Origin of the sequence: Edwardsiella piscicida, assembly GCF_021733145.1 — a bacterium.
In the GTDB taxonomy this organism is placed as follows: domain Bacteria; phylum Pseudomonadota; class Gammaproteobacteria; order Enterobacterales; family Enterobacteriaceae; genus Edwardsiella; species Edwardsiella piscicida.
Window position 1 is genome coordinate 700,420 of record NZ_CP090968.1, and the last position, 22,508, is coordinate 722,927.

The following is a 22,508-nucleotide window of genomic DNA, read 5'->3' on the forward strand; positions in this document are numbered from 1 at the left end:
ACGAGCAGGTAATCAAGGAATCAATGAAAGCAGTGCGATCGGGGAAGATACGGCGTCAAGAAGAACAGGCCAGCTTTGTCAGCTGGCGTTTTGCGTTGCTGTGCGGCTGTATCCTATTGGCGCTGCTTGGGCTGCTGGCGCGCGCCGCTTACCTGCAGGTGATCAGTCCTGAACACCTGGTGCGCGAGGGGGATGCCCGCTCCCTGCGTACGCAAGCGATCCCGACCGCGCGCGGCATGATCAAGGATCGCGCCGGGCGTCCGCTGGCGGTCAGCGTGCCGGTGAATGCCATCTGGGCCGACCCGAAAGAGGTGAACGAGCACGGTGGCATCACGCTGGACACGCGCTGGCAGGCGCTGGCCGATGCGCTGGAAACCCCGCTGGATAAAATGGCCGCGCGGATTAACGCCAACCCGCGCGGGCGCTTTGTCTATCTGGCCCGTCAGGTGAATCCGGCGATGGGCGAGTACATTCACAAGCTTCGTCTGCCGGGGATCTACCTGAAGCAGGAATCGCGGCGCTACTACCCTGCGGGGCAAGTGACCGCTCACATCATCGGCGTGACCAATATCGACGGTCAGGGGATCGAAGGGGTTGAAAAGAGTTTCGATCGCTGGCTGACCGGGCAACCCGGCGAGCGTACCGTGCGCAAGGATCGCTTTGGGCGGGTCATCGAGGATATCTCCTCGATCGATAGCCTGGCGGCCCACAACCTGTCGCTGAGCATCGATGAGCGCCTGCAGGCGTTGGTATATCGCGAGCTTACCAATGCGGTGGCGTTCAACAAGGCCGAATCAGGCACCGCGGTGTTAGTGGACGTTAACACCGGTGAAGTGCTGGCGATGGCCAATAGCCCCTCCTATAACCCGAACAACCTGACCGATACGCCTCAGGAAGCGATGCGTAACCGCGCTATCACCGATATCTTTGAGCCGGGATCGACCGTGAAGCCCATGGTGGTGATGACCGCCCTGCAGCGCGGTATCGTGCGGGAAAACAGCGTGCTGAATACGCTGCCTTACTATGTCAACGGGCATGAGATTAAGGACGTGGCGCGCTACGCCGAGCTGTCCATTACCGGTATTTTACAGAAGTCGAGTAACGTCGGCGTTTCCAAGCTGGCGTTGGCGATGCCGTCCTCGGCGCTGGTGGAGACTTACTCCGGCTTCGGGTTCGGAAAACCGACCAATTTGGGGCTGGTCGGGGAAAGCAGTGGCATATACCCAAAAAAACAACGGTGGTCCGACATTGAGAGGGCCACCTTCTCTTTCGGATATGGGCTAATGGTAACGCCGTTACAGTTAGCGCGTGTCTATGCAACCATCGGCAGCATGGGGATTTATCGCCCGCTGTCGATTACCAAGGTGGATCCGCCGGTGCCCGGCGAGCGGGTATTCCCCGTCGCGCTGGTGCGTAGCGTGGTACACATGATGGAAAGCGTGGCGCTGCCCGGAGGCGGCGGTGTCAAAGCGGCAGTAAAAGGTTACCGGGTCGCCGTTAAGACCGGTACGGCCAAGAAAGTTGGGCCCGACGGGCGCTATGTGAATAAATACATCGCCTACACGGCCGGTATTGCACCGGCCAGCAATCCCCGATTTGCCCTGGTTGTGGTGATTAACGATCCACAGGCGGGGAAATATTACGGTGGTGCGGTATCTGCACCGGTCTTTGGCGCCATCATGGGCGGCGTACTGCGCACCATGAACGTTGAGCCGGATGCGTTGCCCACGGGTGATAAGAGCGAATTGGTGAACAATAAAAAAGAGGGTTCAGGTGGCAGATCGTAATTTGCGCGCGCTTTTGGCTCCTTGGGTTGCACAGGCCCCGGAGCGCGCTTTGCGGGACATGACATTGGACAGCCGCGTGGCGGCTGCAGGCGATCTGTTCGTGGCCGTCGTTGGCCACGCGGCGGACGGACGCCGTTTTATTCCGCAGGCCATTGCGCAGGGCGTCGCCGCCGTTATCGCTGAGGCCGAGGGCGAGGCCGAGGACGGCAGCGTACGCGAGCTGCACGGCGTGCCGGTCGTGTATCTCAGCCATCTCAACGAGCGTCTTTCCGCGCTGGCGGGGCGTTTCTACGGTCAGCCGGGCGCCGATCTGCGTCTGGTGGGCGTGACCGGGACCAACGGTAAAACGACGACCACCCAGCTGCTGGCGCAGTGGGCTCAGCTGCTGGGCGAAACCGGCGCCGTGATGGGCACCGTCGGCAACGGCCTGCTGGGGCATGTCTATCCCAGCGAAAACACCACCGGCTCGGCCGTCGACGTACAGCACATGCTGCGCACGCTGGCCGATGACGGCGCAACCCTGGTCGCGATGGAGGTCTCTTCGCACGGTCTGGTGCAAAATCGCGTGCTGGCGCTGCCGTTTGCCGCGTCGGCCTTTACCAACCTGAGCCGCGATCACCTGGATTATCATGGTGATATGGAGCACTACGCCCAGGCGAAATGGCGCCTGTTCTCGACCCATCACAGCGGTGAGAAGATCATCAACGCTGACGATGAAACGGGGCGACGCTGGCTGGATAAGCTACCGGATGCGGTGGCGGTGACCGTCAGCGGCGCGCTGCCCGCAGGTTGGGCGGGGCGCTGGTTGGCCGCGCGCTCTGTGGCGTATCACGACGGCGGCGCGACGATCGCGTTCGACTCCTGCTGGGGGGCGGGCACGCTGAACAGTCGCCTAATGGGCGAATTTAACGTCAGTAACCTGTTAGTGGCGCTGGCGACGCTGCTGGCGCTCGGCTATCCGTTGGCGGCGCTGTGCGCCGCGTCTGGCCAGCTGCAGCCGGTCTGTGGGCGAATGGAGGTCTTCCAGGCGCCCGGTAAGCCTACGGTGGTGGTCGACTATGCCCATACCCCAGACGCGCTGGAGAAAGCGCTGCTGGCTGCGCGTCTGCACTGCCAGGGGCTGCTGTGGTGCCTGTTCGGCTGCGGCGGGGATCGCGACACGGGCAAACGTCCGCTGATGGGGGCGATTGCCGAACAGTATGCCGATCGGGTGGTGGTGACAGACGATAACCCGCGCAGTGAAGAGCCGCGGGCGATCATCAACGAAATTCTCAGCGGTATGCTGGATCCGGGACTGGCGATGGCTATCCCCGGGCGTGCCGAGGCGGTGACCGCCGCCGTGATGCAGGCGGCGCCGCAGGATGTGATCCTGGTGGCCGGCAAGGGGCATGAGGATTATCAGCTGGTCGGCAACCGCCGTCTGGACTACTCCGATCGGGTGACGGTAGCCCGTCTGCTGGGGGTGGTAGCATGATCGCCACGACGCTGCAGACCCTCGCCGACGCCATCGGCGCGACGCTGATCGGCGCAGACAGCCCCGTGACGGCGGTGACAACCGATACCCGTAAGCTAACGCCGGGGTGCCTGTTTGTCGCGCTGCAGGGCGACAACTTTGACGGACATGACTTTGCTGCCCAGGCGCGGGAAGGGGGCGCCGGCGCGCTGCTGGTTAACCGCCGTCTGGCGCTGGATGTCCCGCAGCTGTTGGTGGCGGACACCCGTTTGGCGCTGGGACAGCTGGGCGCATGGGTGCGTCGTCAGGTTCCAGCCCGGGTGGTGGCGCTGACCGGATCGTCGGGCAAAACCTCGGTAAAAGAGATGAGCGCGGCGATCCTCGGCCTGTGTGGCAACGTGCTGTACACCGCCGGTAACTTGAATAACGACATCGGCGTGCCGCTGACCCTGCTGCGCCTTGAGCCGCAGCATGACTTTGCGGTGATCGAGCTGGGTGCCAATCACGTCGGCGAAATCGCCTACAGCGTAGCGCTGACGCGTCCGCACAGCGCGCTGGTCAATAATCTGGCGGCGGCGCACCTCGAAGGGTTCGGCTCATTGTCCGGGGTCGCCCAGGCCAAAGGCGAGATTTTTGCCGGTCTGCCGCCGCAGGGAACGGCGATCGTGAACGCCGATAGTAACGATTGGGAAAACTGGCAACATGCGCTGACAGAGCAGCGCGTGTGGCGTTTTTCCCCGCAGGCGGGCGCGGGGGTAGACTTCTACGCCAGCGCCGTGCGCAGCGATGCGGCGGGAACCCACTTTACCCTGCATACCCCCGCGGGGCAGTGTGATGTGCTGCTGCCGCTGCCAGGCCGCCATAACATCGCCAATGCCCTGGCGGCCGCGGCGCTGACCATGTCGGTTGGCGCCACGTTGACGCAGGTACAGCAAGGGCTGGCCGGGCTACAGGCGGTACCGGGACGGCTGTTTCCCATCCGTCTGGGTGAACACCAGCTGCTGCTGGATGACAGCTACAATGCCAACGTCGGCTCAATGAGCGCCGCCGCCGAGGTGCTGGGCCATATGCCCGGTTATCGGGTGATGGTGGTCGGGGACATGGCCGAGCTGGGCGCGGAGGCAGAGGCGTGCCATCGCCGCGTCGGCCAGGCGGCCCGCGCGGCGGGGATCGATAAGGTGCTGAGCGTCGGCGGACTAAGCCGACTGATCGGCGAGGCCAGTGGTTGTGGCGAACATTTCATGGATAAAACAGCGCTGATTGAGCGCCTGAAACACCTGTTATGCGAACATGCGGCGATCACCATTCTAGTAAAAGGCTCACGTAGTGCCGCAATGGAGCAGGTAGTACGAGGCGTATCTGTGCAGGAAATGCAGGAGAATCAATCATGTTAGTCTGGCTGGCCGAACATTTGGTCAAATACTTTTCTGGCTTTAACGTCTTCTCCTATCTGACGTTTCGCGCCATCGTCAGCTTGCTGACCGCCCTGTTTATCTCCCTGTGGATGGGGCCGCACCTGATCGCCTGGCTGCAGAAGCTGCAGATTGGCCAGGTAGTGCGTAATGATGGGCCGGAGTCGCACTTTAGCAAGCGCGGCACGCCGACCATGGGCGGTCTGATGATCCTGACATCGATTACCATTTCGGTTCTGATGTGGGCCTATCCCTCCAACCCCTATGTCTGGTGCGTGCTGTTCGTGCTGCTGGGCTACGGCGTCGTGGGCTTTGTCGATGACTACCGTAAGGTGGTACGCAAGAATACCGATGGGCTGATCGCCCGCTGGAAATACTTCTGGCAGTCCGTGATCGCGCTGGTGGTGGCGTTCACCATGTACAGCATCGGTAAGGATACGCCAGCTACCCAGCTGGTGGTTCCGTTCTTTAAGGACATCATGCCGCAGCTGGGGCTGCTGTACATCCTGCTGAGCTATTTCGTGATCGTCGGCACCAGCAACGCCGTCAACCTGACGGACGGCCTGGATGGCCTGGCGATTATGCCCACGGTGTTTGTGGCCGCGGGAATGGGCCTGGTGGCCTGGGCGACCGGTAACGTCAACTTCGCCGCCTACCTGCATATCCCCTACATTCGTCACGCCGGTGAGCTGGTGATCGTCTGTACCGCGATCGTCGGCGCCGGGTTGGGATTTCTGTGGTTTAACACCTATCCGGCGCAGGTCTTTATGGGCGACGTCGGTTCCCTGGCGCTGGGCGGCGCGCTGGGCACTATCGCCGTGCTGCTGCGCCAGGAGTTCCTGCTGGTGATCATGGGCGGTGTGTTCGTGATGGAGACCCTGTCGGTGATCCTGCAGGTGGGGAGCTTTAAGCTGCGCGGTCAGCGCATTTTCCGCATGGCGCCCATCCATCACCACTACGAGCTGAAGGGCTGGCCGGAGCCGCGGGTGATCGTGCGCTTCTGGATCATTTCGTTGATGCTGGTGCTTATCGGACTGGCAACCTTGAAGGTACGTTAATATGGCTGACTATCAGGGGAAGAGGGTCGTAATCATCGGGCTGGGGCTGACGGGCCTCTCCTGCGTCGATTTCTTTATGGATCGCGGCGTGGTACCGCGGGTGATTGATACCCGCGCAACGCCGCCGGGGCTGGATAAGCTGCCGGCGAGCGTCGAGCGTCATCTGGGCAGCATTGAGCAGTCATGGCTGATGGACGCCGATCTGATCGTCGCCAGCCCAGGGATCCCCCTCTCGTCGCCGGCGCTGGATCGGGCGGCGCAGGCGGGTGTGGAGATCGTCGGCGATATCGAGCTGTTTTGCCGCGAGGCGCAGGCGCCGATCGTGGCGATCACCGGCTCTAACGGTAAAAGCACCGTGACGACGCTGGTCGGCGAGATGGCCCGTGCCGCAGGCTGGCAGGTCGGGGTCGGCGGTAATATCGGGGTGCCCGCCCTGTCGCTGCTGAAGCATGAGTGCCGCCTGTATGTCCTGGAGCTCTCCAGCTTTCAGCTGGAGACCACGTCGAGCCTAAGGGCGGCGGCAGCGACCATCCTGAACGTCAGCGAAGATCACATGAACCGCTACCCGCTGGGGCTGCAGCAGTATCGGGCGGCCAAGCTGCGCATCTATGAAAACGCGCGGACCTGCGTGGTCAACGCGGACGATGCGCTGACCATGCCGATCCACGGCGCCGATACGCGCTGCGTCAGCTTTGGCGTCGACGTGGGCGATTACCATCTCAACCGCCAGCAGGGCGAGATCTGGCTGCGCGTTCGCGGTGAAAAGATTTTGAATACCAAAGAGATGCAGCTTACCGGCATGCATAATTACACCAATGCCCTAGCGGCGCTGGCGCTGGCGGACGCCGTCGGCCTGCCGCGTGCGTCCAGCCTGCGGGCGCTGACGACGTTCCGCGGCTTGGCGCACCGTTTCCAGCTGGTGCTGGAGCACAGCGGCGTACGCTGGATTAACGATTCTAAGGCGACCAACGTCGGCAGCACCGAGGCGGCGCTGAAGGGGCTTCATCTGGATGGCACGCTGCACCTGCTGCTGGGCGGCGATGGTAAGGATGCGGACTTTACGCCGCTGCTGCCTTATCTGCAGGGCGATCGTATCCGCCTGTACTGCTTTGGCCGCGACGCCGAGCCGCTGATGCGGCTGCGACCGGAGGTGTCCCGACGCTTTGATACCCTGGAGCAGGCGATACGCGCTCTGGCGCCGCTGACGCGTGGGGGAGATATGGTACTGCTTTCACCGGCCTGCGCCAGCCTGGATCAGTTTAAAAACTTCGAACAGCGCGGTGATGAGTTTGCCCGTCTGGCGCGGGAGTTCGGCTGATGCGTTTGCGTCTCGCGCTGCCTCGCCCCCGTCTGCCGCACCTGCGTCTGCCGCGTTTTTCCCTGCCGCTGATGGGGGGCGCGCTGCGCCTGCGCGACTGGGTGATGGGCGCCGGCGAAGCCGACAGCGCCGGGGTGGTTCTGTATGACCGGACGCTGCTGTGGCTGACCTTTGGGCTCGCGGCGATGGGCTTTATCATGGTGACCTCGGCGTCGATGCCTATTGGACAGCGTCTGGCGGACGATCCCTTTCTGTTTGCCAAGCGCGACGCGCTTTACCTGACGCTGGCCTTCGGCCTCGCCATGGTGACCCTGCGCATTCCGATGGAGTTTTGGCAGCGCTGGAGCAATGCGATGCTGCTGCTGTCGGTCGCGATGCTGCTCGTGGTGCTGGTGGTCGGCAGCTCGGTTAACGGCGCCTCGCGCTGGATCGCGTTGGGACCGCTGCGCATTCAGCCGGCGGAGTTCTCTAAGCTGTCTCTGTTTTGCTATCTCGCCAGCTATCTGGTGCGCAAGGTCGATGAGGTGCGTAATAACTTCTGGGGCTTCTGCAAGCCGATGGGGGTGATGGTGGTGCTGGCGGTGCTGCTGCTGGCGCAGCCGGATCTGGGAACCGTGGTGGTGCTGTTTGTGACGACGCTGGGGCTGCTGTTCCTGGCGGGGGCGAAGCTGTGGCAGTTCCTGGCGATCATCGGGTCGGGGATCTTCGCGGTGATCCTGCTGATTATCGCCGAGCCCTACCGTATGCGACGCGTAACGTCGTTCTGGAATCCGTGGGCCGATCCGTTCGGCAGCGGCTACCAGCTGACCCAGTCGCTGATGGCGTTTGGCCGCGGCGAGTTTTGGGGGCAGGGGCTGGGAAACTCGGTTCAGAAGCTGGAGTATTTGCCGGAGGCGCACACTGACTTTATTTTCTCCATCCTCGGCGAAGAGCTGGGCTATTTCGGTGTGGTTCTTACGCTGTTAATGGTATTCTTCGTCGCTTTTCGCGCGATGTCTATCGGGCGGCGCGCGCTGGAGGCCGATCAGCGTTTTTCCGGTTTTCTGGCCTGTGCCATCGGCGTCTGGTTCAGCTTTCAGGCGTTGGTTAACGTCGGCGCGGCGGCCGGCATGCTGCCGACCAAAGGGCTGACGCTGCCGCTGATAAGCTACGGCGGCTCCAGCCTGATTATTATGTCTACGGCGCTGGTATTTTTGCTGCGCATTGATTATGAAACCCGTCAGGCGAACGCCCAGGCGGTGGTTAAGGGGTCACGATGAGCGGCGCGGCGAATCATCAAGGAAACAAACGGCTGATGGTCATGGCCGGCGGCACCGGGGGACACGTGTTCCCAGGGCTGGCGGTGGCGCACTATCTGCAGGCGCAGGGATGGCAGATCCGCTGGTTGGGTACCGCGGATCGCATGGAGGCGCAGCTGGTTCCACAGCACGGCATCGAGATCGACTTTATTCAGATTTCGGGCCTGCGCGGCAAAGGGCTTAAGGCGCTGCTCGGCGCCCCGTTCCGCATCGCGCGCGCGGTGCTGCAGGCGCGGCGAATTATCAAGGCCTATCGTCCCGATGCGGTGCTGGGGATGGGGGGCTATGTCTCCGGTCCGGGCGGCCTGGCCGCCTGGCTGTGCGGCGTTCCGGTGGTACTGCACGAGCAGAACGGGATCGCCGGTTTGACCAACCGCTGGCTGTCCAAGATCGCTAAGCGGGTACTGCAGGCGTTTCCCGGCGCCTTTCCCCATGCTCCGGTAGTGGGAAATCCGGTGCGTGAAGATGTGCTGGCGCTGCCGGCGCCGGCGCAGCGTATGGCCGGACGCACCGGCCCCGTTCGGGTGCTGGTGGTCGGCGGCAGCCAGGGCGCCCGGATCCTGAACCAGACGCTGCCCGCGGTGGCGGCGCGTCTTGGGGAGCGGGTGACCCTGTGGCATCAGACCGGGAAAGGGGCCCAGTCGTCGGTCGAGGCGGAGTATCAGCGCCTGGGGCTGTCGGAACATCGGGTGACCGAGTTTATTGACGATATGGCGGCGGCCTATGCCTGGGCCGACGTCGTCGTATGCCGATCCGGCGCATTGACGGTCAGCGAGATCGCCGCCGCCGGTCTCCCGGCGCTGTTTGTGCCCTTTATGCACAAGGATCGTCAGCAGTACTGGAACGCGGCGGCGCTGGCACGTACCGGCGCCGCCAGAATTATTGAACAGCCCGATTTTAGCGTCGATGCGGTGGTAGAGACGCTGGCGGGGTGGGATCGCCCTACGCTGCTACTGATGGCGGAAAAGGCCCGGGCGGCGGCGATCACCGATGCGACCCAGCGGGTCGCCGAGGCGATCTGCGACGTAGCGCGTTAATATCAACCCGGGTGGGGCGACCGACCCGGACAGTGAAAACGGATTAAAGTGAACAAGACAGTGAATACTCAACAGCTCGCTAAACTGCGTACCATGGTGCCGGAGATGCGCCGTGTCCGGCACATTCACTTTGTCGGCATCGGCGGCGCTGGCATGGGCGGTATTGCAGAGGTGCTGGCCAACGAGGGGTATCAGATCAGCGGCTCCGATCTGGCACCCAACGCGGTGACCCAGCAGCTGAGTGAGCTGGGCGCGCAGATCTATTTTAACCATCGCCCGGAAAACGTGCGCGATGCCAGCGTCGTGGTCGTCTCCACCGCGATCGCCGCCGATAATCCGGAGATTATCGCCGCCCGCGAGGCGCGGATTCCGGTGATCCGCCGCGCGGAGATGCTGGCGGAGCTGATGCGTTTCCGCCACGGTATCGCTATTGCTGGAACCCACGGTAAGACCACCACCACGGCGATGGTCTCCAGTATTTATGCAGAGGCCGGGCTGGACCCGACCTTTGTCAACGGCGGTCTGGTGAAGGCGGCCGGCACGCACGCTCGCCTAGGCTCCAGTCGCTATCTGATCGCCGAGGCCGATGAGAGCGATGCCTCGTTCCTGCACCTGCAGCCGATGGTGGCGATCGTTACCAATATCGAAGCCGACCATATGGATACCTATCACGGCGACTTCGAAAACCTGAAGCAGACCTTTATTAACTTTCTGCACAACCTGCCGTTCTATGGTCGGGCGGTGCTGTGCATCGACGATCCGGTGATCCGCGAGCTGCTGCCGCGCGTCGGGCGCCAGGTGACCACCTATGGCTTTAGCCAGGATGCCGATGTCCGCATTGAGGAGTACCGCCAGTGCGGCGCCCAGGGGACCTTCTTCCTGTGCCGCCAGGATCGTCCGCGTCTGGCGGTGACCCTGAATGCGCCGGGGCGCCACAATGCCCTGAATGCGGCCGCCGCTGCGGCGGTAGCCAGCGAAGAGGGGATCGACGATGAGGCTATTCTGCGCGCGCTGGGCGGGTTTCAGGGCACCGGGCGTCGCTTTGACTTCCTGGGCGAGTTTAGCCTGCAGCACGTCAACAATAAGCCGGGCAAGGTGATGCTGGTGGATGACTACGGTCATCATCCGACGGAGGTGGATGCCACCATTAAGGCCGCCCGCGCGGGCTGGCCGGATCGCCGCCTGGTGATGGTTTTCCAGCCGCACCGCTTTACCCGCACCCGCGATCTGTATGATGACTTTGCCAATGTGCTGTCGCAGGTGGATGTACTGCTGATGTTGGATGTGTATCCTGCCGGCGAGCATCCGATCCCCGGCGCAGACAGCCGCTCGCTGTGCCGAACCATTCGCGGGCGCGGCAAGCTGGATCCGGTGCTGGTGTCGGAGCCGGCGACGCTGGCGCAGACGCTGGCGCAGTTCCTGCAAGAGGGCGACCTGATTCTGACTCAGGGCGCCGGTAATATTGGCCGAGTGGCGCGGGTGCTGGCGGAATGCCGCCTGCAGCCGTCCGCGGTAATGGAGTAAACGACGATGGCAGAAAAAGTAGCGGTATTGCTGGGCGGCACCTCTGCCGAGCGCGACGTCTCCCTGCTGTCGGGGCAGGCGGTACTGAATGGTCTGAAAGAGGCCGGTATCGATGCTTATCCGGTTGATACAATGCGGTTTCCTGCAACACAATTACGGGAAGCCGGCTTTGAGCGGGTATTTATCGCCCTGCACGGTCGCGGCGGCGAGGATGGCACCCTGCAGGGGGTGCTGGAGTTTCTGCAGCTGCCCTATACCGGCAGCGGGGTGATGGCATCGGCGCTGACCATGGATAAGCTGCGCTCCAAGCAGGTGTGGCAGGCCGCCGGGCTGCCGGTGGCGCCCTACGTTGCCATCAGTCGCGAGCAGTTTGACGAAGGGTTGACCATGGATACGCTGCGCGAGATTAACGATCTCGGCCTGCCGCTGATCGTGAAGCCCAGCCGCGAGGGCTCCAGCGTCGGCATGAGTAAGGTCAGCGAGCCGTGCGAGTTCGATCCGGCGCTGGTTGAGGCGCTGCGCCATGATGACGAGATCCTGATCGAGAAATGGCTCGCCGGTCCAGAATACACCGTGGCCTTTATCGGCGATGAAATTTTGCCGTCGATCCGTATCCAGGCGGCCGGCGCGTTCTATGATTATGAGGCCAAGTACTTATCGGATAAGACCGAGTACTTCTGCCCCAGCGGCCTGAGCGATGAGCAGGAGCAGGCGCTGGCGGCGCTGGTACGCCGAGCCTATAAGGCGTTGGGATGCAGCGGCTGGGGGCGGGTGGATGTGATGCAGGATGCCGCCGGTGAGTTCTGCCTGCTGGAGGTGAACACGGCGCCGGGGATGACCAGCCACAGCCTGGTTCCGATGGCCGCCCGTCAGGCCGGAATGCGTTTTTCACAGCTGGTGGTGCGGATTTTGGAGTTAGCGGATTGATATGTCTCAGGCAGCCCTGAACTCGCGGGAACCGAGCGGTTCACCCCGTAGCCGCATCCGTCTGCGGCGCAGCAACGGGATGCGTCTGGCAGGGATGTTGTTTCTGCTGTTGGTGTTGGCCGGTATCGGCTGGGGTGGCTGGGTGGTCGTCAACTGGATGAAGGACGCCAGCCGGATGCCGATGTCCAAGCTGGTTGTGACCGGAGAGCGCCACTTTACGCGCAACGACGATATTCGCCAGGCGATCCTGGCGCTGGGTCCGCCGGGGACCTTTATGACCCAGAATGTGGATGTGATCCAGCAGCAGATAGAGCGTTTGCCGTGGATTAAGCAGGCCAGCGTGCGTAAGCAGTGGCCGAATGAGCTGAAGATCCACGTGGTGGAGTATGTCCCCGTGGCGCGCTGGAACGATTTGCGTTTGGTAGACAGCGACGGCAAGTCGTTTAGCGTTCCGGCCGACAGAACCGGCAAACAGCCGTTGCCGCTGCTGTATGGGCCGGAGGGCAGTGAAATGGATGTCCTGGAAGGTTATCGCGCGATGAGCAAGACGCTGGCGAAGGATAACTTTACGCTGAAGATGGTCTCAATGAGTGCCCGTCACTCATGGCAGCTGGGGCTGGATAACGATATCCGCCTGGAGCTGGGGCGCGAGGATGTCGCCGGGCGGCTGGCCCGCTTTGACGAACTCTATCCTGCGCTACAGCAGCAGGCCCAGGCCACGCATCAGCGTGTTAGTTATGTGGATCTGCGTTATGACAGTGGCGCTGCGGTAGGCTGGGCGCCGGCGTATATCGATACGCCGCCGGCTGGCGCGAATCAGCAACAGAATCAGCAACAGAATCAGGCACAGGCTAAACAACAATGATCAAGTCGACGGACAGAAAACTGGTAGTTGGGCTGGAGATCGGTACGGCAAAAGTCGCTGCGCTGGTAGGGGAGGTTCTGCCCGATGGCATGGTCAATATTATCGGCGTGGGCAGCTGCCCGTCGCGCGGCATGGACAAGGGCGGCGTTAACGATTTGGAGTCGGTGGTGAAATGCGTGCAGCGCGCCATCGATCAGGCGGAGCTGATGGCGGACTGTCAGATATCGTCCGTGTATCTGGCGCTGTCTGGCAAGCATATCAGCTGCCAGAACGAGATCGGGATGGTGCCGATCTCGGAGGAAGAAGTGACCCAGGAAGACGTGGAAAATGTGGTGCATACCGCAAAATCGGTGCGCGTTCGCGATGAGCACCGGGTTTTACATGTGATTCCTCAAGAATATGCCATTGATTATCAGGAAGGGATTAAAAATCCGGTGGGACTGTCCGGCGTGCGGATGCAGGCCAAGGTTCACCTGATCACCTGTCATAATGATATGGCGAAGAATATTGTGAAGGCGGTGGAGCGCTGTGGTCTGAAGGTGGATCAGCTGATTTTTGCCGGTCTGGCCTCCAGCTATGCGGTGCTGACGGAAGATGAGCGTGAGCTGGGCGTTTGCGTGGTGGATATCGGCGGCGGCACCATGGACATGGCTGTCTATACCGGCGGTGCGCTGCGTCATACCAAGGTGATCCCCTACGCGGGCAACGTGGTGACCAGCGATATCGCCTACGCCTTCGGCACCCCGCCGACGGACGCCGAAGCGATTAAAGTGCGCTACGGCTGCGCGCTGGGTTCGCTGGTCAGCAAGGATGAAAGCGTTGAGGTGCCGAGCGTGGGGGGACGCCCGCCGCGCAGCCTGCAGCGTCAAACCCTGGCCGAGGTGATCGAGCCGCGCTACGCCGAGCTGCTGAACCTGGTCAACGATGAGCTGCTGCAGCTGCAGGAGCAGCTGCGTCAGCAGGGCGTGAAGCATCACCTGGCGGCAGGCATTGTCCTGACCGGCGGTGCGGCGCAGATCGAGGGGCTTGCCGCCTGCGCCCAGCGCGTGTTCCATACCCAGGTGCGCATCGGGCAGCCGCTGAACATCACCGGCCTGACGGATTATGCCCAGGCGCCGTACTATTCCACGGCGGTTGGGCTGTTGCATTACGGCAAAGAGTCACACCTGAGCGGTGAGGCCGAAGTCGAAAAACGTGCCTCAGTTGGCAATTGGTTTAAGAAAATCAATGGCTGGCTGAGAAAAGAGTTTTAATGTTTGAAAAAAGGGATCATTCTACGCGTTAATGATTCCGTAGCGACAGGCACAAGACGGAGAGAAACTATGTTTGAACCAATGGAATTAACCAATGACGCGGTGATTAAAGTCATCGGCGTCGGCGGCGGCGGCGGCAACGCCGTTGAGCACATGGTGCGTGAACGCATTGAAGGCGTTGAGTTTTTTGCGGTGAACACCGACGCACAGGCCCTGCGTAAGACGGCCGTTGGCCAGACGATACAGATCGGCAGCGGCATTACTAAAGGGCTGGGCGCGGGCGCTAATCCGGAGGTCGGACGCAATGCGGCGGAAGAAGATCGCGAAGCGCTGCGCTCTGCGCTGGATGGCGCCGATATGGTCTTTATCGCTGCCGGCATGGGCGGTGGCACCGGCACCGGCGCGGCGCCGGTCGTGGCGGAAGTGGCAAAAGAGCTGGGCATCCTAACCGTTGCCGTGGTCACCAAGCCGTTTAACTTTGAAGGTAAGCGTCGTATGGCGTTTGCCGAGCAGGGGATCGCCGAGCTGTCCAAGCACGTCGATTCGCTGATCACCATCCCCAACGATAAGCTGCTTAAGGTGCTGGGTCGCGGTATCTCCCTGCTGGATGCCTTCGGCGCGGCCAACGACGTGTTGAAGGGGGCGGTACAGGGTATTGCCGAACTGATCACCCGTCCGGGCCTGATGAACGTCGACTTTGCCGACGTACGTACCGTGATGTCTGAAATGGGCTACGCCATGATGGGCTCCGGCATGGCCAGCGGGGAAGACCGCGCGGAAGAAGCGGCCGAAATGGCGATCTCTTCTCCGCTGCTGGAGGACATCGATCTGTCCGGCGCCCGCGGCGTACTGGTTAACATCACCGCGGGCTTTGACCTGCGTCTGGACGAGTTTGAGACCGTCGGTAACACCATTCGCGCCTTCGCCTCTGACAACGCGACGGTGGTTATCGGTACCTCTCTCGACCCGGATATGAACGATGAGCTGCGCGTAACCGTCGTGGCCACCGGCATTGGCATGGACAAGCGTCCGGAGATCACCCTGGTGTCCAATAAGCAGGGGCAGCAGCCGGTGATCGACCAGCGCTACCAGCAGCACGGCCTGTCGCCGCTGCCGCAGGAGAGCAAGCCGGCCGTGGCCAAAGTGGTTAACGATCAGAGCGTGCCGAGCGGAAAAGAGTCTGACGACTACCTGGATATTCCGGCCTTCCTGCGTAAGCAGGCCGACTGAGTATTGGGGATCTCCGCTCTTTGTGCTAAACTGTCTTGCCGCCTTTAATGTATAGTAATTATCATTTAGAGGTGGTTGGACGGATAAACACTGCGAGATAACACGATGATCAAACAACGGACCATAAAACGTATCGTTCAGGCGACGGGTGTCGGGTTGCATACCGGCAAGAAAGTCACGCTGACCATGCGCCCGGCTGCGGCAAACACCGGGATCATCTATCGTCGCACTGACTTGAATCCTCCGGTCGATTTCCCGGCTGATGCCAAATCGGTGCGTGACACCATGCTCTGTACTTGCCTGGTTAATGAGCATGATGTGCGTATTTCTACCGTAGAGCACCTGAACGCCGCCCTGGCGGGGTTAGGGATCGATAACCTGGTTATCGAGGTCGACGCGGCTGAAATTCCGATCATGGACGGCAGCGCCGCGCCGTTTGTCTTCCTGCTGCTGGATGCCGGAATTGACGAGCTGAACTGCGCCAAGAAATTCCTGCGCCTCAAAGAGGCCGTACGGGTCGAGGACGGTGATAAGTGGGCCGAGCTGGCGCCGTATAACGGCTTTAGCCTGGACTTCACCATCGACTTCAACCATCCGGCCATCGACGCCAGTACGCAGCGCTACAGCCTGGACTTCTCTGCCGATGCGTTCGTGCGTCAGATTAGCCGTGCGCGTACCTTTGGCTTCATGCGCGACATTGAGTACCTGCAGTCCCGTGGCCTGTGCCTGGGCGGCAGCTTTGACTGCGCCATTGTCGTGGATGACTACCGCGTGCTGAACGAAGACGGCCTGCGTTTTGAGGATGAGTTTGTGCGCCACAAGATGCTGGATGCTATCGGTGACCTGTTCATGTGCGGGCACAATATCATCGGCGCCTTTACCGCGTTCAAATCCGGCCATGCGTTGAACAACCGTCTGCTGCAGACCGTGTTGGCGAAGCAGGAAGCGTGGGAGCTGGTGACCTTTGAAGACGGTGAGGAGATGCCGCTGGCATTCCGCGCACCGTCGACCGTTCTGGCCTAATCCACGGGCTCAGGAGCGTCGCTTCTTATCACGACTGGCTGTGTCGGTACTCTCTCCGGCCAGCGCAGCCAGTCGTTCTAGTTTTTTGCGTAATCCCTCCGGACTTTGACTGGCTAGCCAGCGTAGCTGCTGTGCGCTTTCTACGCTCAGCGTGCGCATTACCGTCTCCGCCTGCGCCTCTTCCTGCCTTGCCTGTGCGAACGACTGCGCATTTTTCCCACACTGAGACATCAGGGCGGGATTAATCCTGGTGTCGATCGATGACAATGATGGTAAAATCTCTCCCCTGAGTGCGGAAAGTAGACTGCTCTGCTCATAGCGCAGGCGCATCAGCCAACTGGCGTTGGCGACTTCCAGCACCAGAATGCCCTGACGAAAGTTGGCGACGCGGCAAAACGGTTTCAGCGGCGCTGGCAGCAGGGCCTGTACTGCCCGATCGAGTCGGAGTAATGCCACTGCGCGTTGCTGAACGTTTTTGAGAATGCCGTCAACGGCGGCGTTGTCATCCAGCAGGGTATCCAGGGATTGTGGGCGACTATCACGCATAAATACGGCTCCGCGGCTATTAGGGCTATTGATTCGGTACGGCATGTGATTGGTATTCTAAAGCGTTGGCGACAGTTTGGCAGACGTTATTTTTGGCCGCATCTCCTGTGGGGGATGGTGGCGGCGACGCTTGGCGCTCCGTCGCTGGCCAACGCTGAGCAGCCGCGCCCCTCTGCGCAGACCATTACCCTGCAGCGGCTGATCGCCGCACATCACAGCCATGTCTCCCTGCAGCTGCTGTCCGGCAAGCGCCGGGGACAGGGGGTGGACTACTGGCATCAGTACGCGCTGCGGATCGCTATCCGTCAGCTGAGCAGCCACCTGGCGCCGTCGCACGCCCAATATCGCCTATCTGCAGAGCAGCAGCGCCAGCATCTGGTGCTGCTCAGCTCGCTCAGTTCACTGCTGACGCGTCAGCCTACGCTCTATGTTACGCCGCCGTACTCGCGGCCGTCGCGCTGCGTGCCGTCGTCCCATGGCCACCTCCCTGCGCTATGGCTGGCCCGGGTTCAGGGGATCCGCGCCGGTCCCGCTGTCGCCGCCTGAGTTTACCGTTTCCCTTTTTGTCCGCGTTTTGATCCGGGTGGTTTGGGCCACCCATGAGAGATTGTATAACTATGTTAATTAAATTATTGACCAAGGTTTTTGGCAGCCGTAACGATCGTACCCTGCGCCGCATGCGTAAAGTGGTTGAGCAGATTAACCGCATGGAGCCGGAGATGGAGCAGCTCAGCGATGAGCAGCTGAAGGCGAAGACCGTCGAGTTTCGTGAGCGCCTGGCGCAGGGCGCCGCGTTGGACAGCCTGCTGCCGGAGGCGTTTGCCACCGTCCGTGAGGCCAGCAAGCGCGTGTTTGGCATGCGTCACTTTGACGTGCAGCTGCTGGGCGGCATGGTGCTGAACGAGCGCTGCATCGCAGAGATGCGCACCGGTGAGGGTAAAACCCTGACGGCGACCCTGCCGGCCTACCTGAATGCCCTGACCGGTAAAGGGGTACACGTGGTGACCGTCAACGACTATTTGGCCCAGCGTGACGCCGAAAACAACCGCCCGCTGTTTGAGTTCCTCGGCCTGAGCGTCGGCATCAACCTGCCGGGCATGGCGGCGCCGGCGAAGCGCGCTGCCTATGCGGCCGACATCACCTACGGTACCAACAACGAATACGGTTTTGACTACCTGCGCGACAATATGGCGTTCAGCCCGGAAGAGCGCGTTCAGCGTAAGCTGCACTATGCGCTGGTGGATGAGGTGGACTCCATCCTGATCGATGAGGCGCGTACGCCGCTGATCATCTCCGGTCCGGCAGAGGATAGCTCTGAGCTGTACATCAAGGTCGACAAGCTGATCCCGCACCTGAAGCGTCAGGAGAAAGAGGATTCCGATACGTTCCAGGGCGATGGACACTACTCCCTCGATGAAAAGACCCGCCAGGTTAACCTGACGGAGCGCGGCCTGGTGCTGATTGAAGAGCTGCTGGCCGGCGCCGGCATTATGGATGAGGGTGAATCCCTGTACTCCCCGGCCAACATCATGCTGATGCACCACGTGACCGCGGCGCTGCGCGCCCACGCGCTGTTTACCCGCGATGTGGACTACATCGTGAAAGAGGGCGAGGTCATCATCGTCGATGAGCACACCGGTCGTACCATGCAGGGGCGCCGCTGGTCAGACGGTCTGCATCAGGCGGTGGAGGCTAAGGAAGGGGTTCAGATCCAGAACGAAAACCAGACGCTGGCCTCTATTACCTTCCAGAACTACTTCCGACTGTATGAGAAGCTGGCCGGGATGACCGGTACCGCCGATACCGAAGCCTTCGAATTCAGCTCGATCTATAAGCTGGATACCATCGTGGTGCCGACCAACCGTCCGATGATCCGTAAGGATTTGCCGGATCTGGTGTACATGACCGAGCAGGACAAGATCGCGGCGATCATCGAAGATATCCGTGAGCGTACGGCCAAAGGGCAGCCGGTGCTGGTGGGTACGGTCTCCATCGAAAAATCTGAAACGGTCTCTCATGAGCTGACGAAGGCCGGTATCGCCCACAGCGTGCTGAATGCCAAGTTCCACGCCAAAGAGGCCGATATTGTTGCTCAGGCCGGTCAGCCGGGCGCGGTCACCATCGCCACCAACATGGCCGGCCGCGGTACCGATATCGTGCTGGGCGGCAGCTGGCAGGCGGAGATCGCGCAGCTGGAGTCACCGACCCCAGCGCAGATCGAGGCGATTAAAGCGGAGTGGCAAACGCGTCACGACGCGGTGCTGGCCGCCGGCGGCCTGCACATTATCGGCACCGAGCGCCATGAGTCGCGCCGTATCGATAACCAGCTGCGCGGCCGCTCCGGTCGTCAGGGCGATGCGGGCTCTTCCCGTTTCTATCTGTCGCTGGAAGACTCCCTGATGCGTATCTTCGCCTCTGACCGCGTGGCCAACATGATGCGTAAGCTGGGGATGAAGCCGGGCGAGGCCATTGAGCACCCGTGGGTGACCAAGGCGATCGCCAATGCGCAGCGTAAAGTGGAGAGCCGTAACTTCGATATCCGTAAACAGCTGCTGGAGTACGATGACGTTGCCAACGATCAGCGTCGCGCCATCTATGCTCAGCGTAACGAACTGCTGGACGGCGGCGATGTGCTGGATACCATCAACAGCATCCGTGAGGATGTCTTTAAGGTGGTGATCGACAGCTATATCCCGCCGCAGTCCCTGGAGGAAATGTGGGACGTCGCTGGGTTGGAAGAGCGTCTGCGTAACGATTTCGATCTGGAGCTGCCGATTACGGAGTGGCTGGATAAAGAGCCGGAGCTGCATGAGGAGACGCTGCGCGAGCGTATCCTGACGATGGCGATAGAGCGCTATCAGAGCAAGGAAGAGGTGGTCGGCAGCGAAATGATGCGCAGCTTTGAAAAAGGCATCATGCTGCAGACCCTGGACTCCCTGTGGAAAGAGCATCTGGCGGCGATGGACTACCTGCGTCAGGGTATCCACCTGCGTGGCTATGCGCAGAAGGATCCCAAGCAGGAGTACAAGCGTGAGTCCTTTGCCATGTTTGCGGCGATGCTGGAGTCCCTTAAGTATGAGGTGATCAGCGTGCTGAGCAAGGTGCAGGTGCGGATGCCGGAAGAGGTCGAGGCGCTGGAGCGCCAGCGCCGCGAGGACGCCGAGCGTCTGGCCCGTCAGCAGCAGCTGAGCCATTTGGACGATCAGAGTGCGGCGGCGCAGGAGATGGCGTCTCAGACCGGCGAACGCAAGATCGGGCGCAACGATCCCTGCCCGTGCGGCTCCGGCAAGAAGTATAAGCAGTGCCATGGCCGCCTCAACGCCTGATAGCTTGAGCATCAGGTAATCATCGACAGGGAAGCGCAGTGCGCCTCCCTGTTTTTTATCTTATGGGTATCCCGCGCCCAAGGAGAGGTAGATATGACCCAGTCGGTGCCGACGCTGCAGATTGCCGTCGGGATTATTCGCAACGCGCGGCGGGAGATCTTTATTGCCCGGCGTCAGTCCGGCAGCCACCTGGCCGGTCTGTGGGAGTTTCCCGGCGGTAAAATTGAGCCGGGAGAGCACGCCCAGCAGGCGCTGGCGCGTGAGCTGCAAGAGGAGGTGGGGATCGCGGTAGCACCGGCGTCAGCGCAGCTGCTGCGGCGTATCGAGCATACCTTCAGCGATCGGCGGGTGGTGCTGCACTTCTTTTTAGTCAGCGCCTGGCAGGGGGATCCCTGTGGCCGAGAAGGGCAGGAGACCCGCTGGGCCGCGGTAGCCTCGCTGTGCGCCGACGATTTTCCGGCGCCGAACCGGGCGATTATCGACGCCCTGCGCGCGCAGGGATAGCGTACAAAAAAGGCGCCTCTCAGGCGCCTTTTTTGCGATGGGCGAGGGGCCGAAGCCTCAGCGCTCGTCGCCCTCACTCCACTCTTCGCTGTCGGAGTGGGCCGCGTCGCTGGCGATGCGCTTCTCTTCGTTGGCCCATTCGCCCAGATCGATAAGCTGGCAGCGTTTGCTGCAGAACGGACGGTAAGGACTCCGTTCTCCCCAGATAACCGTGCTGCCGCAGGTTGGGCAGGCGACGGTGATGATCTCGTTTTCCATTGCTAACTCCCTAAGGCCGCCGCTTAGCAGCAGGCCAGATTGAACGACAGGCGATCCGGCACCACGCCCTGCTCGCTGTCCAACGGCAGAAAGCGAATGGCAAAGCGGCTTTTATGGCCGGAAACCTGCGGATAGATTTGCAGCTCCAGCGCCAGCTGAATACGCAGCATGTCGGCGCCGTCGGCATTATCTTGATAGAAGCCGTGTAGGCTGGTCATCGGCTTAAAGGCGGCGGCCTTTCGCAGCAGATCCAGCACCAGCGTCAGGCTGTCCGTCAGCGGTGCCAACGAGGCTATCCAGACGTCGATCTGACGATCGCGCGTGGCCTGATCTTGGCTCAGCCACAGATAGAGCGTCGGCAGATCAAAGCTGCAGCAGCCGCCGGGGATCCCCAGGCGCTGGCGTACTAAGGCGACCAGGCGGTCTTCGCGCAGCGTCTGGCCGATACGCGGTGCCGCCATCAGGACGGCGGCCTGCTGCTTGAGACGCTGGCTCAGCGCATGGATCATCTCCTGATCGACGCCCGGCGCGTTGAGCCACTGCATCAGCTTGCGCTGCTGGCGCTCCAGCTCTTTGAGCAGATCGGTGCGCACCTCGCCCCGCTCCAGCACGTCGAGCAGGTCAGACAGGGTACGAAAGAAGGTGAGGGCACCGCTGGTATCGCGCTGTGGCCGATGCTGCAACAGCTGCTGCAGCAGAAACTCCAGGCGCAGCCAGGTGCGCATTTTTTCATTGAGCGGGTATTCAAACAGTATGGTCGGAGCGGCGTCACTCATGCTTGTGATCCTGTCGAGGCGGCCGCCGCCTGCGCGAGCGCCAGATAGCGGCGATGCAGGACGGCGACCTGTGGGGCCAGCGCATCGGCGGACCCGCTGTTATCAATAATATCATCGGCGCAGGCCAGGCGCTGCTCCCGCGTGGTCTGGGCGGCCAGGATACGCTGCGCCTGTTCAGGGCTGATGCCATCGCGCGCCTGAGTGCGCGTCAGCTGCAGGTCGACGGGCAGATCGACGACCGCGATGCGATCCGCCTGCGCCGTGAGGTGATTTTCGATCAGCAATGGCACCACCCACAGGGCGTAGGGGGCGGCTATCTGCGCCAGCTGGCGCTGGGTCTCCGCCTGGATAAGCGGGTGCAGCAGGGCGTTAAGCCAGGCCTTTTCCTGCGGCTGGGCAAAAACGATATGGCGTAGGGCGGCGCGATCCAGGCTGCCGTCTGCCCGTAAAACCCGCGCGCCGAAGTGGGCCGCAATCTGCGCCAGCGCCGGCTGTCCCCGCGCGACCATCTGGCGAGCGATGACGTCGGCATCGACCAGCGGCACGCCGAGGCGGGCAAAGGCCTCAGCCACGGTGGATTTACCGCTGCCGATACCGCCGGTGAGAGCAACTGTGTATGCCATGAGGAGATCCTGCGAGACTGTGCGCGGGCGTGAGCTGCGCGGAAAAATCGGCGAACCTGCGGATCATAATGGACCTGACGGTAAGTGCAAGTCACGCGTGCGGCAGAAGGCGATACCGAGGGTATGCTAAGGCCGATTATCGTGGGTAAATTCAGATCAGTTTACCTGAAATTTTGTTGAAAAAGCAGACTTGTCGCCGCGTTATTCCTGCGTATGATAACGTCACTGGAACTGGCGTCATACGGCAGCCAATCGTTTGTATGATCACATTTTCTCTAATATTGCCGCCA

General features: G+C 61.6%; 20 protein-coding genes. 16 read left to right on the plus strand and 4 right to left on the minus strand.

Annotated features, from left to right (window positions below):
• The first annotated feature begins 23 nt into the window (after positions 1-23).
• The 13 genes from L1P05_RS03140 to lpxC all read left to right on the plus strand — a co-directional run bounded on the left by L1P05_RS03140 (position 24) and on the right by lpxC (position 16,185).
• A complete protein-coding gene (locus tag L1P05_RS03140) occupies positions 24-1,787 on the plus strand; it encodes a peptidoglycan glycosyltransferase FtsI (protein ID WP_012847502.1) in 1,764 nt (587 codons plus the stop codon).
• The gene (gene murE, locus L1P05_RS03145) at positions 1,774-3,261 is read left to right on the plus strand and encodes a UDP-N-acetylmuramoyl-L-alanyl-D-glutamate--2,6-diaminopimelate ligase (RefSeq protein ID WP_041692485.1); all 1,488 of its coding nucleotides are present in this window, start codon (positions 1,774-1,776) and stop codon (positions 3,259-3,261) included. The genes L1P05_RS03140 and murE overlap by 14 nt, the downstream gene beginning before the upstream one ends.
• Entirely contained in the window at positions 3,258-4,634 is a 1,377-nt protein-coding gene (gene murF / locus L1P05_RS03150) for a UDP-N-acetylmuramoyl-tripeptide--D-alanyl-D-alanine ligase (RefSeq protein ID WP_012847504.1), read from the plus strand. The genes murE and murF overlap by 4 nt, the downstream gene beginning before the upstream one ends.
• The gene (mraY, locus tag L1P05_RS03155) at positions 4,628-5,710 is read left to right on the plus strand and encodes a phospho-N-acetylmuramoyl-pentapeptide-transferase (protein WP_012847505.1); all 1,083 of its coding nucleotides are present in this window, start codon (positions 4,628-4,630) and stop codon (positions 5,708-5,710) included. Before murF ends, mraY begins: the two co-directional genes overlap by 7 nt.
• A 1-nt stretch (position 5,711) precedes the next feature.
• Entirely contained in the window at positions 5,712-7,028 is a 1,317-nt protein-coding gene (gene murD, locus L1P05_RS03160) for a UDP-N-acetylmuramoyl-L-alanine--D-glutamate ligase (RefSeq protein WP_012847506.1), read from the plus strand.
• Between the two features lie 71 nt (positions 7,029-7,099).
• A complete protein-coding gene (gene ftsW, locus L1P05_RS03165) occupies positions 7,100-8,287 on the plus strand; it encodes a cell division protein FtsW (protein ID WP_034168165.1) in 1,188 nt (395 codons plus the stop codon).
• Positions 8,284-9,363 carry an undecaprenyldiphospho-muramoylpentapeptide beta-N-acetylglucosaminyltransferase gene (gene murG, locus L1P05_RS03170; RefSeq protein WP_012847508.1) on the plus strand — a complete coding sequence of 360 codons (1,080 nt, stop codon included), beginning with the start codon at positions 8,284-8,286 and terminating at the stop codon, positions 9,361-9,363. Before ftsW ends, murG begins: the two co-directional genes overlap by 4 nt.
• 60 nt (positions 9,364-9,423) lie before the next feature.
• Positions 9,424-10,887, plus strand: a complete 1,464-nt coding sequence (murC, locus tag L1P05_RS03175; protein ID WP_015683232.1) for a UDP-N-acetylmuramate--L-alanine ligase — start codon at positions 9,424-9,426, stop codon at positions 10,885-10,887.
• Positions 10,888-10,893: 6 nt separating this feature from the next.
• Complete coding sequence (locus L1P05_RS03180; RefSeq protein WP_012847510.1) at positions 10,894-11,814, plus strand: D-alanine--D-alanine ligase; 921 nt, start codon at positions 10,894-10,896, stop codon at positions 11,812-11,814.
• A 1-nt stretch (position 11,815) separates the two neighbouring features.
• Positions 11,816-12,679, plus strand: a complete 864-nt coding sequence (gene ftsQ / locus L1P05_RS03185) for a cell division protein FtsQ (protein ID WP_015460953.1) — start codon at positions 11,816-11,818, stop codon at positions 12,677-12,679.
• Positions 12,676-13,932 (plus strand): cell division protein FtsA, encoded by a 1,257-nt coding sequence (gene ftsA / locus L1P05_RS03190; protein ID WP_012847512.1) that lies wholly within the window; start codon positions 12,676-12,678, stop codon positions 13,930-13,932. The genes ftsQ and ftsA overlap by 4 nt, the downstream gene beginning before the upstream one ends.
• 69 nt (positions 13,933-14,001) lie before the next feature.
• Complete coding sequence (ftsZ, locus tag L1P05_RS03195; protein WP_012847513.1) at positions 14,002-15,162, plus strand: cell division protein FtsZ; 1,161 nt, start codon at positions 14,002-14,004, stop codon at positions 15,160-15,162.
• Between the two features lie 105 nt (positions 15,163-15,267).
• Positions 15,268-16,185: a UDP-3-O-acyl-N-acetylglucosamine deacetylase gene (gene lpxC / locus L1P05_RS03200; RefSeq protein WP_012847514.1), complete on the plus strand. Its 918-nt coding sequence runs from the start codon at positions 15,268-15,270 to the stop codon at positions 16,183-16,185.
• A gap of 9 nt (positions 16,186-16,194) precedes the next feature.
• Here lpxC and L1P05_RS03205 read toward each other — a convergent pair whose 3' ends face one another.
• Positions 16,195-16,731, minus strand: coding sequence for a DUF721 domain-containing protein (locus tag L1P05_RS03205; protein WP_012847515.1), 537 nt, complete (start codon positions 16,729-16,731; stop codon positions 16,195-16,197).
• A gap of 45 nt (positions 16,732-16,776) precedes the next feature.
• Here L1P05_RS03205 and secM point away from each other — a divergent pair, with 45 nt between their 5' ends.
• The 3 genes from secM (at position 16,777) to mutT (ending at position 20,561) form a co-directional block, all read left to right on the plus strand.
• The gene (secM, locus tag L1P05_RS03210) at positions 16,777-17,277 is read left to right on the plus strand and encodes a secA translation cis-regulator SecM (protein WP_012847516.1); all 501 of its coding nucleotides are present in this window, start codon (positions 16,777-16,779) and stop codon (positions 17,275-17,277) included.
• A 71-nt stretch (positions 17,278-17,348) separates the two neighbouring features.
• Entirely contained in the window at positions 17,349-20,057 is a 2,709-nt protein-coding gene (gene secA / locus L1P05_RS03215) for a preprotein translocase subunit SecA (RefSeq protein WP_012847517.1), read from the plus strand.
• Between the two features lie 93 nt (positions 20,058-20,150).
• Positions 20,151-20,561 carry an 8-oxo-dGTP diphosphatase MutT gene (mutT, locus tag L1P05_RS03220; RefSeq protein ID WP_012847518.1) on the plus strand — a complete coding sequence of 137 codons (411 nt, stop codon included), beginning with the start codon at positions 20,151-20,153 and terminating at the stop codon, positions 20,559-20,561.
• A gap of 57 nt (positions 20,562-20,618) precedes the next feature.
• Here mutT and yacG read toward each other — a convergent pair whose 3' ends face one another.
• From yacG to coaE, 3 genes are read right to left on the minus strand one after another with little or no spacing between them, the layout of a single operon-like run.
• Positions 20,619-20,819 carry a DNA gyrase inhibitor YacG gene (gene yacG / locus L1P05_RS03225; RefSeq protein ID WP_012847519.1) on the minus strand — a complete coding sequence of 67 codons (201 nt, stop codon included), beginning with the start codon at positions 20,817-20,819 and terminating at the stop codon, positions 20,619-20,621.
• A gap of 23 nt (positions 20,820-20,842) precedes the next feature.
• Positions 20,843-21,595 carry a cell division protein ZapD gene (gene zapD, locus L1P05_RS03230; protein ID WP_012847520.1) on the minus strand — a complete coding sequence of 251 codons (753 nt, stop codon included), beginning with the start codon at positions 21,593-21,595 and terminating at the stop codon, positions 20,843-20,845.
• The gene (gene coaE, locus L1P05_RS03235) at positions 21,592-22,218 is read right to left on the minus strand and encodes a dephospho-CoA kinase (RefSeq protein WP_012847521.1); all 627 of its coding nucleotides are present in this window, start codon (positions 22,216-22,218) and stop codon (positions 21,592-21,594) included. Before coaE ends, zapD begins: the two co-directional genes overlap by 4 nt.
• Positions 22,219-22,508 lie beyond the last annotated feature (290 nt).